The sequence below is a fragment of the Spartinivicinus poritis genome (assembly GCF_028858535.1).
Lineage (GTDB): Bacteria > Pseudomonadota > Gammaproteobacteria > Pseudomonadales > Zooshikellaceae > Spartinivicinus > Spartinivicinus poritis.
Map to the genome: position 1 here is coordinate 221,844 of NZ_JAPMOU010000003.1, position 13,286 is coordinate 235,129.

Below are 13,286 nucleotides of genomic sequence, written 5' to 3' on the forward strand. Positions count from 1 at the left end.
ATCAATCCACAAAAAAGCCCCAATAAAATGAAGCCTAATTTAAACCACTTTTGCCTACTAGTTTTTTTCGAAAAACTTGACTGATTGGGCAAGGGCATACCACAAACCGGGCAGTCTGCCTTTTTATTAATTAATATCTCATTTACACAAGAATTACAGTACAAACAACGGTCATGCTGCGCCATTAAATTAACCCGTTAGCTGCTGATAAAGTTGGGGTAATTGGTGAGGTAATTGTGTTGGCTGACGAATAACGGTAAACCCATCAACACCAAAAATATAAGACAAATAATCCGCGGCTTGCTGGTCGATAGTAATACAAAAAGGTTTTATTTGTTGTCGTTTAGCTTCTCGAATCGCTTCCCGGGTATCTTCAATACCAAAACGGCCTTCATAATGATCAATATCATTGGGCTTGCCATCACTAATCAACAACAATAGTCGTTTCGACTCTGGTTGTGCAGCTAATACCTTGGTCATTTGCCGAATAGCCGCACCCATCCGGGTATAGTAGCCTGGCTGTAAAGCCAAAACACGCCCCCTTACTTGATGGTTATATTGCTCTTGAAAATTTTTAAGCATTAACAGCCGAACCTGCTGGCGCTTTACAGAAGAAAACCCATACATAGCAAACGGATCACGTACTGCCTGTAACGCTTCACCAAATAACAACAAACTGTCTTGTATTACATCAATCACCCGACCATCTTGCTGTAAATAGGCATCAGTAGACATAGATATGTCTGCTAGTAACAAGCAGCATAAATCCCGTTGCTGACGACGATAACTTTGGTAACACCCTTGCTCAGGGCTTTGAGCATGCTGAGTCTCTATATAAAAGTCCAGCCAAGCGGTTAAATCCAACTCCTCTCCTTGTGGTAAATGACGTTGCCAATACCGTAAGGTACGCAAGCGCTCAAAATGAGCTCGCAGTGTATTAGCAGTTCTTACCAGTTTCTTAGGTAACGCAGCAGCTTTTGCTAGCTTAGGCAACATAGGTTGAATACGACACTGGTTTGGCACTAGCTGCTGCCGACGATAATCCCATTCAGGCAGTAAAATACCATCCCCTATTGGAATATCATCCTGACTGGCTGCCGGTAGATCCAAGTCTACCCGTAGCTGTGCTGAGCGCGTCGGTTGCTGTTGAGCAATTGCAAGACAGTTTAAGTCATCAGCCACACGTTTCGCTTGATCATCATCTCCTTCATCTGAACAGCGATTTAGATGGCTGTATTCAGTCCAACTAAACAGATTTTCCAATCTAAACAACAATAATCCATCTCGCTCATTAGCATCATTAATTCGCTCTGCCCGTTTGCGAGCTGCTAGTTGCTGACACTGAGACACTGAACTGGTATTTGTTTCTGTAGGTGATTCCTGTGGTAATGGTTGGCAGAATGGTAGCTTAGCAGATGGATACAACCATAAAGGAATTGGCTGTGGTGCCACATCACAACGTGGAAATGTATCAATACTACCCGGCACCTGAAGTGCAGCTTGTACGGCTCGCTCCAGTGCAGCCTCTGCAGCAGGTAAATGATCGATGGGTGGCCGTAATGGTAATAATGCTTTGAGTAACTGCTGGTACAAACTGTTTAAACCAGAATAATTCACCAGCAATTGTTGTACAAGTTGTTGGTTATCCCAAGCCCAGTGCTTAAAAGGCTGTTTTTGATGGGCAGCCAATGCAGTTAGCCACAGATAAAGCGAGCGGTTTAATTCCACTGTTGGAAAGACGGCAATTGTTGGTGGTAAACGCAATGACTCATCATCTTGCCAGGCAACACAAGTTTGCAAGCAAGTACCTGCAATCTGTTGTATGAGTCGGCGTCGCTGTTGATATACTCTGGGGGTTGCCGCTTCAATACGCTTGCCTGGCTCTCCCCCTAATGCACGAAACAATACTCCAACTGAGCGCTTTACCTCAACTAAACTCACTTGTGCGGATGTAAACTCATCAACACTCTGGCGGGTAATAAAACGATGCCAAAGGCTGCCTACCCACTCCTCCATTTGCTCTCCATTAATTTATACTCTTCGCGAATGAATTTTATACCCCTTCACTGTGAGTATTCTTGCTGTTTGCTCTACACCTAAAAATGAATTGTGGATAATATATATGCTAATCCAACTAATTAGTATTAATATTCCCAAGAATTAGCCCAGTTACTTTTGACCAATATCAAGGTAATACAATGTAGATGTCTATTGGACCATGCACAAAAAAGGCAACAACTTTTCCCCATGCTCCTGCTCCCTCTGGCTATGTTACGTTTTCTTGAGGTGAGCCATCTATGCTTGCAAAAAAGCACCTTGTCAAAAGAGAATGACTTTGAAGACACTTACCCAAGCTTACACATTAACCACTAGTGTTAACTTAGATCAATTAAATTTGTGAAAATTTTGATAAAAATTTCCTTTTCTGTTATCGAGTATAATAAACACTATAACGTAACTGGATACTTAACATGCTCTACTCATTAACATTACCCAATCATTTAGTACAAGAAGCAAAATCTCTTATTGATAATAGTGATATATCACTAGACCAATTTTTTATGCGAGCTATTTTTAAGCGAATTTACGAGCTAAAAGCTCATAAACTGCTTGAGGATAATGTTGAACACTCCTCCGTTGAGGATGCGCTGGATATATTAGACCAATTATTAAATGTAGAATAAGTAATGCAACCGATATTCTTTTCAATGCTTTATACGCTTCGCGAATAATTTTTAGGCTTCGCTGTGTATCATGATTCGCAAGTGGTATGATAAAATATCGGTTGCATTTTTATTAGCTGTTAGCCGCCACTGCGACCTCAGTCACCTCACTTTTTTCACCAACAAAGAAGCTAACAAAATAGGTACCAACTCCAATCAAAAATACACCACCTGTAATTGAACGTAACCAGTAAAAAATAGCTATTTGATCTTGTGTTTGCATAAAGCTTAAAGCCTGCCCATCTTCTGGCAATCGTTGTAACCAAACTTGCAAAATGCCTGCGGCTGTTAGAAACAAGGTGATAAAAATCATCGCCAATGTCATTAACCAAAAACCCCACATTTCATATACTTGGGCGCGGTTACTATTCGACTCTCCAATCCCCCTTAGTTTAGGCATACTATAAGAGATAATAGTCAACACAATCATTACATAAGCGCCATAAAAAGCTAAATGGCCATGCGCAGCTGTAATTTGAGTGCCATGCGTATAGTAGTTAACAGGGGCTAACGTATGTAAAAAACCCCATACACCTGCACCTAAAAAAGCAACCAATGCTGTACCTAGAGCCCATAATGTAGCCGCCTTATTTGGATGCTCACGACGCCGTTTATTGACGATGTTAAAGGCAAATAGTGTCATTGCAAAAAAGGGCAATGGCTCCAAAGCAGAAAACACAGAACCTAACCATTTCCAATAAGGAGGTGGGCCAATCCAGTAATAATGATGTCCAGTGCCTATGATACCGGTAATTAATGCCATCCCCACTATAACATAAAGCCACTTTTCAACAACTTCACGGTCAATGCCAGTTATTTTTATTAAAACATAGGCTAATATTGCGCCCATAATTAATTCCCATACACCCTCAACCCAAAGGTGTACTACCCACCACCAAAAGTATTTATCTAAGGCAAGGTTCTCAGGGTTATAAAATGAAAATAGAAACATCACTGCCAAACCAATCAGTCCGGTCATAAGAATCATGTTAATAACCGTCTTGCGGCCTTTGAGTATTGTCATTCCAATATTATAGAGAAACCCTAATGCAACAATGACAATGCCTATTTTAGTGACTGTCGGCTGTTCTAAAAACTCTCGTCCCATCGTAGGCAATAGGCTGTTACCCGTTAACTTGGCCAAACTAGCATAAGGCACCATTAAATACCCTAAGATTGTTAGCACTCCAGCAACTGCAAATATCCAAAAAAGCCACATAGCCAGTTTTGGGCTATGTAATTCTACATCGGACTCTTCAGGAACCAGGTAGTACGCAGCCCCCATAAATCCGAACAATAACCATACTATGAGTAAATTAGTATGAACCATTCTAGCTACATTAAATGGAATAGCTGGAAATAGAAAGTCACCTATCACATACTGCAAACCAAGTATACTGCCGAATAATACTTGTCCTGCGAATAAAATTAAGGCAAAAATAAAATAGGGTTTTGCCACCACTTGTGATTGAAATTTCAATGTATGTAGCACTGTTAACCCTCCTGATTGGGTGGCCAGTCATTCACCTCAATTTTTGAGGTCCATTTAAGAAACTCAGCTAAATCATCTATTTCTTGATCACTTAAATTAAATTGTGGCATTTGTCTTCGACCAGGCACGTTCAGAGGCTGTGCTTTCATCCAGCCTTGAAAAAAAGCTTTAAAACTGTCTTCTCCGCCTCGACGATAAAATACATTTCCCAATTCAGGTGCATAATAAGCTCCCTCACCTAATAACGTATGACAGCCAATGCAATTATTTTCCTCCCATATCAGCTTACCGTTTGCTACCGCTTCAGTTAAATTTTCACGATGATCTCGTTGTGGTAACTCTCGTGTTGTATGAAATGTTAATGCCAAGAATAGTAATACAAAAAAAGCACTGCCTCCGTAATATATATTCCTGGCCATGCCTTTGGTAAATCGATCTGACATGGTTTCTCCCCTTTTGTATTATAGAGATGCCCAAACTGTCCTTTAACAAATAGCAACACAGCTTGTGTGGACACCAAGTGTTTTATCAGGCATGGTTAGTGTAATAAGGTGTAAACGAGTATCTATTGATAAAAATCAATGATTATCCAATTTGCTTTTTTAACCACTTTTTTTATGTGGGAATTTATGAGAGTATTTTCAACCTAAAGGTAACTCGCGAAAAAATAGCCATTTATTCAAAGTAAATACTGACAACATCCATTAACGCTTCTACTATCGCAATATCATCGGTTAATGGCTCTGCCAAACAAGCGCGACAAGCATGATGAGCAGGCATACCACTATCAATCATCTTCGCTGCATATATCAATAATCGAGTTGAAACCACTTCATCTAAATCATACTGCTCCAGTCGCCTTAAAGCAGTAGCCAGTTCCACTAAACGTCCTGCCAGCCCATCAGAAACATTAGCTTCATTAGTAACAATTTGTCGCTCAATACCTGCATTAGGGTAATCAAGACGGATTGATACAAAGCGCTGCTTAGTGCTCGGCTTCATCCCTTTTAATAAATTTTGATAACCAGGATTATAGGAAACAATAAGCATAAACTCAGGTGCAGCCACCAATTGCTCGCCTAATCGTTCTAATGGTAATACTCGTCTATCATCTGCCAGCGGGTGTAGTACAACGGTAGTATCCTTTCGTGCTTCCACCACCTCGTCCAAGTAACAAATTCCGCCCTGCCTTACTGCACAAGTTAACGGACCATCTTGCCACCATGTACCCTCAGGCCCAATTAAGTGCCGACCAACTAAATCAGCTGCAGTCAGGTCATCATGACATGCCACTGTAAACAGTGAACGTTTCAAGCGTTCTGCCATATGTGCAACAAAGCGCGTTTTACCACATCCTGTTGGCCCTTTAATCAATACTGGCAATTGATGTCGAAAAGCATACTCAAATAATTCAACTTCATTCGCTTGGGGCTGATAGTAAGGTAACATGGACTTTTGAAGGTTGTTGGCTAATGTCATTTTTTCGCATTCTCTTATGCTAAAAAAGCAATGATATACTCAAAGCGTAGGGTATGGATCAGCCTATCATCATTCCTAACAGCAACAAGCATGACCTCAAACTATGTTGATATTGATCAATTTTTATTTTTTTTATCGCGCTATTATCAAATTATAAGAAAAGTGCTGTTATTTTATTAACATCTGAAGCGTAAGTGTCTGCCTCAGTGTAACAATCAATAACCGTAAATAAAAAAAATATGCTGTATCCTGATTGAGGATGTAAAATGAAAATCCTACCTCTATTTTTAATCGGCTTTTCTTTACTATCAGCCACACTAACCACTACACAAGCCTCAGGAGACATTGAAGCAGGCAAGGCAAAAGCCTCTCTTTGCAATGGATGTCATGGTGTCAATGGAATCAGCCCTAATGACTTATGGCCAAACTTAGCTGGGCAAAAATCAGGCTATCTGATTAAACAGCTAAAAGCCTTTCGTGATAACCAACGTAATGATCCTATGATGGCAGGCATTACCAAGTCACTTAGTGATGATGATATTAACAATCTTGCTGCATACTATACTTCTTTAAAATGAGTAAGCAGTTAAAAAAAGGAAAACCTAACAGGTTATTTGCTCATTTACAGTAGTCATAGCATTATTATACCTTTTAAATTAGTTTAAGTATTTTTAATCTGTTACGACGAATTTAATCTTATTTCACAATTAATTTTATACGTGCGTAGCGGTCAATAACTACCGATACGAAGGGTATAATCGTTCACAGTAGGTATGAGCACTCTAAAGGAGAGCTGCAACTATGCATTATCCCTCATTTGTATTATCTATTTTTTTGGCAAGCTCATTGCCACTTTCAACCTCTCTTTTTGCAAAAGAATCAAACGCCCCCAAACAATATGAAGGTGCCTCGTCAACAGTACCACCAGCAAGTGCTCAAGTTGTACGAACCCCTGGTGCGCCAGATTTATCAGATACAGACTTTAGTAAAGCTAAACAAATTTATTTTGAACGTTGTGCTGGTTGCCATGGTGTACTTAGAAAAGGAGCAACGGGAAAAGCCTTAGTACCGAAGGAAACACAAGCAAAAGGCCAAATATATTTAGAAACTTTTATTAAATTTGGCTCTCCAGGCGGTATGCCTAGCTGGAAAGATGAGCTTAGCCCAGAAGAAATTACGCTCATGGCCAACTATATTCAGCACGCCCCACCCACCCCACCAGAGTTTGGTATGAAGGAGATGAAGGCAACCTGGAAAGTGGTTATCAAACCAAAAGACAGACCGACAAAGCAATTAAATAAGCTCAATTTATCCAATTTATTTTCAGTCACTTTACGGGATGCCGGACAAATCGCATTAATTGATGGAGACACTAAAGATATCATTAAAGTTATCAATACTGGCTATGCCGTTCATATTTCCCGCTTATCTTCATCTGGACGTTATTTATTTGTCATTGGTCGTGATGCTAAAATCAATATGATTGATTTATGGATGAAAGAACCTGCCAGTGTCGCTGAAATTAAAGTTGGCCTGGAAGCGCGCTCAGTAGAAACCTCTAAATATAAGGGATTTGAAGACAAGTATGCTATTGCAGGTTCATATTGGCCACCACAGTATGTCATCATGGACGGTGAATCTTTAGAGCCATTAAAAATAGTCTCTACTCGTGGTATGACCGTTGACACACAAGAATATCACCCAGAACCTCGTGTTGCAGCGATTATTGCCTCTCATGAAAAGCCAGAGTTTATTGTCAATGTTAAAGAAACAGGTAAAGTACTATTGGTTAACTATGAGGATATTAATAATCTTAAATCTACCTCAATAGATACAGCACGTTTTCTTCATGATGGTGGCTGGGATAATACTCACCGCTACTTCCTGGCTGCAGCAAATAAATCAAACCAAATTGTTGTTATTGATTCACGTAAAGGCAAGTTAGAAGCTATTGTCGATGTTGGTAAAATACCTCATCCGGGACGTGGTGCTAACTTTGAGCATCCTAAATTCGGGCCCGTTTGGGCTACAAGCCATCTTGGTGATGACTCAATTGCCCTTATTGGTACTGATCCTAAAAATCATCCTCAATACGCTTGGAAAAAAGTCACTACATTACAAGGCCAAGGTGGTGGTTCTCTCTTTATAAAAACCCACCCTAAATCTAAACACCTTTATGTTGACACACCACTTAACCCTGATGAAAAAATCAGTCAATCCGTTGCAGTCTTTACCCTCAAAAACCTGGATGCAGGGTATAAAGTATTACCTATCGCTGAATGGGCTAATTTAGGTGAAGGACCAAAACGAGTGACTCAACCTGAATATAATAAGGCCGGTGATGAAGTCTGGTTTTCTGTATGGAATGGTAAAGAGCAACGGTCAGCGCTTGTTGTGGTAGATGATAAGACATTAAAGCTGAAAAAAGTCATTGATGATAAACGTCTAGTGACACCTACTGGTAAATTTAACGTATACAATACTCGGTTCGATATTTATTAGGAGATATTTTTACAACCAATTTGATAAGCATTTACGCTCGCCTCCTCATACTAACCTTCTGCCAAAGAGGCTGTCGTAAAAGGGTGTTGAAAATAAGTCTAGTGTCCGATATGGAATAACAGGATATTCTTCCGCCGCTTTTGAAGGGCCTTCCATAGCCCATCAAGAGCTAAAGCGACATCCCTGTCGCAGCTACAGAACACCCTGTCACTCCATATTCGCTAAGTTTTGCGTCAGCTTCCTGTGGGGAGAAGGTTAGGATGAGGGGGAAGTCCTATAACAACCAGGTAAAAACCGATGGTACGACGATTTTCTTCATCATTTACTTTATTTTTTTCATTAACGTTAATGACTAATAGCTCCCTTTTCGCTTATGGTGAAACAAACCATCGTACTCCAAGCATAAAAAAGCAACAAGAACTGCTTCATCTCTTAAAACAGGACTGTGGGTCTTGTCATGGCATGTTGTTAAAGGGAGGTTTGGGACCACCACTATTAGTGAAAGATCTTGAAAACAAGCCTATTGAACTAATTATTAACACCATTCTATATGGTCGCCCAGGCACGGCTATGCCACCTTGGCAAGGCCTACTCTCAACCCAGGATGCCACATGGTTAGCACAACAGCTAAAAACTGGAGTCATCGAATGAGTCTTTCTACAACAGTAAAACAGTCAGACTTAATTCCTAAGGGTTTTACAAAATACTTTAAGCACAGCATTTACTCTCCCCTATTACTTACCTTTTTCATTATTTCGCTAAGTGCTTGTCAGTTACAAAATCATCAACTAAGACCAACAGGTGATTTAGGGGTAATCATTGAACGAGCAACTGGCTCTGTCCAAGTTGTGAATACAACACAACAAGAGCCCTTAGCAAAAGTCGACAAACTTGGTGACTTATCACACGCTTCTGTCGTATTTTCTCGTGATCAACGTTATGCCTATGTTTTTGCAAGAGATGGCGGACTCACTAAGGTTGATCTACTCCAAGATAAAATTGATCACCGAATTATTCAGTCAGGAAATAGTATTGGTGGAGCCATTAGTCAAAATGGTAAATGGATCGCCGTGTCTAACTACACCCCTGGAGGCATCAAAATATTTTCATCAGATACGTTAGAACTTGCCGCTGATATTACAGCCACACCATTGAATACAAGCACAGAAAAGAAAGCCATTTATAGTAAAGTGGTTGGACTGGTAGACGCACCTGGAAATCGTTTTGTTTTCAGTCTATTTGATACCAACGAAATTTGGGTGGCTGACTATATTAATCAAGACAATAACAAAAAATGGGAGATTCAAAAATTCACCAATATTGGTAAGCAGCCATACGATGCATTAATTACACCTAGTGGTCGCTACTATATTGCGGGATTATTTGGCGAGAGCGGTTTCGCTTTACTGGACTTATGGCACTTAGAAAAAGGGGTTCAACGGATTTTGCCAAATTATAATAACAATAAACAAACTCTGCCAGTTTATAAAATGCCACACTTAGAGGGCTGGGCTGTAGCCGGGCGTTATGCTTTTGTACCAGCAGTCGGGCAACATAGCATTTTAGTCATTGATACCGACAGTTGGCAACAGGTTGCTACCATTCCAGTACATGGTCAGCCTGTTTTTGCCGTTGCTAGGCCCGATGGACGCCAAGTATGGGTTAATTTTGCTTATCCTAATAACGATACCATACAAGTGATCAACACAGAAAACTACCATATTATACATCAATTTAAGCCAGGGCCCGCAGTCCTTCACATGTCCTTTACACCCAAAGGGGAGCAGTTATGGCTTTCAGTAAGGGACAATAATGAAGTACAGGTTTATGACCCTGCTACTTTTAAAAAATCAACCACATTTCCTGCAAACAGTCCAAGTGGTATTTTCTTTACCAGTCGAGCGCATCAAATTGGTTTATGAGTGGGAACTAATCATGCAAGCACTAGAAAAACAATTAATTAGTCAGTTCCAAAAATTAAGTGATATTAGCTTGACACCTTACCAAGCAATAGCAAACGAACTTAGTGTTACAGAATCTGATATTATTAACGCCCTCCAACAGCTAACAGATAACAATATTCTCTCTCGATTTGGTCCTGTTTTTAACCACTGCGCTGCCGGTGCTAGTACTTTAGCTGCTTTAGCGGTGTCAACGGATGAACTAGATACTGTAGCTAAAAAAGTTAATCAATATCCAGAAGTCAATCATAACTATGCCAGGGAACACTATTATAACCTCTGGTTTGTACTGACAGCCCATGATCAAGATCACTTAACCCAAGTAATCAATAAAATCACCAAAGATATTGGTCTTTCTCCTTTAATTTTACCCATGGAGGAAGCATTTTATATAGACTTAGCCTTTCCGATTAACTGGGATAGTTAATCATGATACCAGCTATAAATGATCAATTAACATTGAACCAACAAGAAAGACTAAAAGCATTTTTAGAACAAGGTCTACCATTAGAACATAGACCATTTAAAACATTGGCAAAACAGTTACAAACAACTGAACAGGCATTATTAGACGTTGTACAACAATGGCAGCAGCAAGGGCTTATCCGCCGATTTGGCTTAGTTATTCGTCATCACGCTTTAGGTTATCATGCCAATGCTATGGTGGTTTGGGATATTAATGATGAATATGTACAACAAGTTGGTGCTAAATTAGCCAATGAACCAGTTATTACTTTATGTTACCAACGTAAACGACAACGGCCGGAATGGCCCTATAATTTATTTTGTATGATTCATGGAAAGGAAAAACAACAGGTTTGTAATGAAATAAAACAAATTATTGCTCGGCATCAACTACAAAAAATACCTTATGAAATACTGTTTAGTAATAAAGTATATAAACAAAGAGGTGGGCGTTACAGCCTTCGCAAATCATAATATAGCCAATAATGGATAATGTAGACCGACAACTGCTTAACCGCTTACAAACAGGTATCCCCATTTGTGAACATCCATTTCAAGTCATTGCTAATGAGCTTTCTTGCACTGAGCAGCAGGTGATTGATAAATTGCAAAAGATGCTTGATTCCGGCTTATTAACACGATTTGGCCCATTATTTGATATTAATCAATTTGGTGGTGCTTTTACTCTGGCAGCCATGCAAGTACCCAATGAAGATTTTGATAGAGTCACGGATATTGTTAACCACTTTCCTCAAGTTGCTCATAATTATCAACGTCAACACCAGCTGAATATGTGGTTTGTCATAGCCACAGAACAAACTGATGAAATAGTCGATGTTATTACCCAAATAGAGTCTCTTACTGGCTTATGTGTTTATAATATGCCAAAACAGGAGGAGTTTTATGTCGGTTTATACCTCCCCGTTTAACCCCCATTCCGGCCAACCACTTAGCAATTCACTGACGCCTATTGAACGAAAACTAGTGGTTCTGACACAATCAGGATTACCTATCATACCGAAACCTTTTGAGTGGTTAGCAGAGCAATTGCAAGTATCAGTAGCTGAGACATTAGTTATTATAAAACAGTTGCAGCAGCGAGGAGTTATTCGCCGTATTGCAGCCGTACCTAATCACTATCGATTAGGCTATCGTTATAATGGTATGACAGTATGGGATATTATAGACTCTCAAGCTAAACCATTAGGTAAGCAAATTGCTCAATTACCTTTTGTTAGCCACTGTTATCTTCGTCCACGGCATTTACCAGAGTGGCCTTTTAATTTATTTGCTATGGTTCATGCTCGTAAACAAGCTACGCTAGAAAGTTATCGCAGTCAAATCCGTCATGTATTGGGCAATGCCTGTCAGTCAGATGATATACTGATCAGCAGTAAAATCTTAAAAAAAACAGGATTACGACTATTACCTTAAATGACTCTTTACAACTATAAATTAAAAGTGCACCCACTATGTTTCGTATCAGTCAATTTATGCGTTGCTTAACGCAGGAGTCACCTCCTCCTTTTCCATCACCCCCTAAAGCACCTGTCATTATCTGGAATCTCACACGACGCTGTAATTTAACTTGTCGCCACTGTTACTCTACCTCTGCCAACACCCATTTTCACAGCGAACTAACCACTACAGAAGCAAAGCAAGTGATGGACGATTTACGTGCAGCTAATGTCTCTGTATTAATATTATCTGGCGGCGAACCACTATTAAGGTCTGATATATACGAATTAACAGCTTACGCACGTACCTTAGGTTTTTTTATTGCTTTATCTACTAATGGTACACTAATCAATAAAAGCAATATTCAACAGGTTGCCAATGCTCAATTTAATTATGTTGGCATTAGTTTAGATGGTCTGGAAACAACCCATGATCTATTTCGACAACAAATAGGAAGTTACCAGGCTTCTCTCGCAGCGATTAACTACTGTAAGCAGGCTAATATTAAAGTCGGTATTCGCTTTACGTTAACTGAACAAAATGCCATTGAATTGCCTCAGCTGCTTGACTTAATGGAAGATTTAAATGTAGATAAATTTTACCTATCGCACCTAAACTACTCTGGCCGTGGCAAACGTAGTGTTAAATTAGACGCTTCAACACAAGTTACTCGTAATGCCGTTAAGTTATTATTTGCACGAAGTTATCAACACCTTATTGAACAGCGTAATACTGACTTTGTAACCGGCAATAATGATGCAGATGGTCCTTTTTTACTTCAATGGGCCAAGCAGCACTTAGCCACTCGGTCATTAAAAAATACTGAACGAAAGCAGAAACTTAAACTGTTAGAGCAGCATCTTAAACAATGGGGTGGTAATGCTACAGGCGTCCATATTGCCAATATTGATAATATGGGTAATGTCCATCCAGATAGCTACTGGTGGAGTTATAGTTTAGGAAATATTAAAGATAAATCCTTTAAAAAAATTTGGTTTAATAATAATGATCAGTTGTTAGCTGGATTACGCGAGCAACCAAGGAAAATAACCGGGAGATGTTCCCATTGTCAACAGTTCTCAATTTGTGGGGGTAATACTCGCACCCGTGCCTATGCACTTACTGGTGATGTTTGGGGTGAAGATCCAGGTTGTTATTTAAATGATAATGAAATTGCAGTGGTACAAATATGAATAAAGGAGTAGA

Annotated in this window: 14 protein-coding genes; 10 read left to right on the forward strand and 4 right to left on the reverse strand. The window is 39.7% G+C overall.

Features of this window, described 5'->3' with window-relative positions; genetic code table 11:
- Nucleotides 1-189 precede the first annotated feature (189 nt).
- Nucleotides 190-2,016, reverse strand: a complete 1,827-nt coding sequence (locus ORQ98_RS03990; protein WP_274687486.1) for a nitric oxide reductase activation protein NorD — start codon at nucleotides 2,014-2,016, stop codon at nucleotides 190-192.
- Nucleotides 2,017-2,471: 455 nt separating this feature from the next.
- On the opposite strand from ORQ98_RS03990, the gene ORQ98_RS03995 reads away from it, so the two are divergent.
- The gene (locus ORQ98_RS03995; protein WP_274687487.1) at nucleotides 2,472-2,684 is read left to right on the forward strand and encodes a hypothetical protein; all 213 of its coding nucleotides are present in this window, start codon (nucleotides 2,472-2,474) and stop codon (nucleotides 2,682-2,684) included.
- 112 nt (nucleotides 2,685-2,796) lie between these two features.
- Here ORQ98_RS03995 and ORQ98_RS04000 read toward each other — a convergent pair whose 3' ends face one another.
- The 3 genes from ORQ98_RS04000 to ORQ98_RS04010 all read right to left on the reverse strand — a co-directional run bounded on the left by ORQ98_RS04000 (nucleotide 2,797) and on the right by ORQ98_RS04010 (nucleotide 5,694).
- Nucleotides 2,797-4,215 carry a cbb3-type cytochrome c oxidase subunit I gene (locus ORQ98_RS04000; RefSeq protein WP_274687488.1) on the reverse strand — a complete coding sequence of 473 codons (1,419 nt, stop codon included), beginning with the start codon at nucleotides 4,213-4,215 and terminating at the stop codon, nucleotides 2,797-2,799.
- A 2-nt stretch (nucleotides 4,216-4,217) separates the two neighbouring features.
- Entirely contained in the window at nucleotides 4,218-4,658 is a 441-nt protein-coding gene (locus ORQ98_RS04005) for a c-type cytochrome (RefSeq protein ID WP_274687489.1), read from the reverse strand.
- Nucleotides 4,659-4,890: 232 nt separating this feature from the next.
- Complete coding sequence (locus ORQ98_RS04010; protein ID WP_274687490.1) at nucleotides 4,891-5,694, reverse strand: CbbQ/NirQ/NorQ/GpvN family protein; 804 nt, start codon at nucleotides 5,692-5,694, stop codon at nucleotides 4,891-4,893.
- A gap of 266 nt (nucleotides 5,695-5,960) precedes the next feature.
- On the opposite strand from ORQ98_RS04010, the gene ORQ98_RS04015 reads away from it, so the two are divergent.
- From ORQ98_RS04015 to nirJ, 9 genes are all read left to right on the forward strand, one after another.
- Nucleotides 5,961-6,272, forward strand: coding sequence for a c-type cytochrome (locus tag ORQ98_RS04015; RefSeq protein ID WP_274687491.1), 312 nt, complete (start codon nucleotides 5,961-5,963; stop codon nucleotides 6,270-6,272).
- 223 nt (nucleotides 6,273-6,495) lie between these two features.
- Nucleotides 6,496-8,196, forward strand: a complete 1,701-nt coding sequence (locus ORQ98_RS04020) for a nitrite reductase (protein WP_274687492.1) — start codon at nucleotides 6,496-6,498, stop codon at nucleotides 8,194-8,196.
- 297 nt (nucleotides 8,197-8,493) lie between these two features.
- The gene (locus ORQ98_RS04025) at nucleotides 8,494-8,847 is read left to right on the forward strand and encodes a c-type cytochrome (RefSeq protein WP_274687493.1); all 354 of its coding nucleotides are present in this window, start codon (nucleotides 8,494-8,496) and stop codon (nucleotides 8,845-8,847) included.
- Nucleotides 8,808-10,118 (forward strand): cytochrome D1 domain-containing protein, encoded by a 1,311-nt coding sequence (locus ORQ98_RS04030; protein WP_274687494.1) that lies wholly within the window; start codon nucleotides 8,808-8,810, stop codon nucleotides 10,116-10,118. Before ORQ98_RS04025 ends, ORQ98_RS04030 begins: the two co-directional genes overlap by 40 nt.
- A gap of 13 nt (nucleotides 10,119-10,131) precedes the next feature.
- A complete protein-coding gene (locus tag ORQ98_RS04035) occupies nucleotides 10,132-10,584 on the forward strand; it encodes an Lrp/AsnC family transcriptional regulator (protein ID WP_274687495.1) in 453 nt (150 codons plus the stop codon).
- Between the two features lie 2 nt (nucleotides 10,585-10,586).
- A complete protein-coding gene (gene ahbB, locus ORQ98_RS04040) occupies nucleotides 10,587-11,096 on the forward strand; it encodes a siroheme decarboxylase subunit beta (protein WP_274687496.1) in 510 nt (169 codons plus the stop codon).
- 11 nt (nucleotides 11,097-11,107) lie between these two features.
- Nucleotides 11,108-11,551: an Lrp/AsnC family transcriptional regulator gene (locus ORQ98_RS04045; RefSeq protein ID WP_274687497.1), complete on the forward strand. Its 444-nt coding sequence runs from the start codon at nucleotides 11,108-11,110 to the stop codon at nucleotides 11,549-11,551.
- A complete protein-coding gene (gene ahbB, locus ORQ98_RS04050) occupies nucleotides 11,526-12,056 on the forward strand; it encodes a siroheme decarboxylase subunit beta (RefSeq protein WP_274687498.1) in 531 nt (176 codons plus the stop codon). Before ORQ98_RS04045 ends, ahbB (ORQ98_RS04050) begins: the two co-directional genes overlap by 26 nt.
- Nucleotides 12,057-12,094: 38 nt before the next feature.
- Nucleotides 12,095-13,273: a heme d1 biosynthesis radical SAM protein NirJ gene (nirJ, locus tag ORQ98_RS04055; protein ID WP_274687499.1), complete on the forward strand. Its 1,179-nt coding sequence runs from the start codon at nucleotides 12,095-12,097 to the stop codon at nucleotides 13,271-13,273.
- Nucleotides 13,274-13,286 lie beyond the last annotated feature (13 nt).

Excerpts from the sequence above, each read along its gene's own strand:
- ahbB (WP_274687498.1), top strand. The coding sequence starts at position 11,526 with ATGTCGGTTTATACCTCCCCGTTTAACCCCCATTCCGGCCAACCACTT.
- nirJ (WP_274687499.1), top strand. The coding sequence starts at position 12,095 with ATGTTTCGTATCAGTCAATTTATGCGTTGCTTAACGCAGGAGTCACCT.
- ORQ98_RS04035 (WP_274687495.1), top strand. The coding sequence starts at position 10,132 with ATGCAAGCACTAGAAAAACAATTAATTAGTCAGTTCCAAAAATTAAGT.
- ORQ98_RS04010 (WP_274687490.1), bottom strand. The coding sequence starts at position 5,694 with ATGACATTAGCCAACAACCTTCAAAAGTCCATGTTACCTTACTATCAG.
- ORQ98_RS04005 (WP_274687489.1), bottom strand. The coding sequence starts at position 4,658 with ATGTCAGATCGATTTACCAAAGGCATGGCCAGGAATATATATTACGGA.
- ahbB (WP_274687496.1), top strand. The coding sequence starts at position 10,587 with ATGATACCAGCTATAAATGATCAATTAACATTGAACCAACAAGAAAGA.
- ORQ98_RS03990 (WP_274687486.1), bottom strand. The coding sequence starts at position 2,016 with ATGGAGGAGTGGGTAGGCAGCCTTTGGCATCGTTTTATTACCCGCCAG.
- ORQ98_RS04020 (WP_274687492.1), top strand. The coding sequence starts at position 6,496 with ATGCATTATCCCTCATTTGTATTATCTATTTTTTTGGCAAGCTCATTG.
- ORQ98_RS04030 (WP_274687494.1), top strand. The coding sequence starts at position 8,808 with ATGGTTAGCACAACAGCTAAAAACTGGAGTCATCGAATGAGTCTTTCT.
- ORQ98_RS04015 (WP_274687491.1), top strand. The coding sequence starts at position 5,961 with ATGAAAATCCTACCTCTATTTTTAATCGGCTTTTCTTTACTATCAGCC.
- ORQ98_RS03995 (WP_274687487.1), top strand. The coding sequence starts at position 2,472 with ATGCTCTACTCATTAACATTACCCAATCATTTAGTACAAGAAGCAAAA.
- ORQ98_RS04025 (WP_274687493.1), top strand. The coding sequence starts at position 8,494 with ATGGTACGACGATTTTCTTCATCATTTACTTTATTTTTTTCATTAACG.
- ORQ98_RS04045 (WP_274687497.1), top strand. The coding sequence starts at position 11,108 with ATGGATAATGTAGACCGACAACTGCTTAACCGCTTACAAACAGGTATC.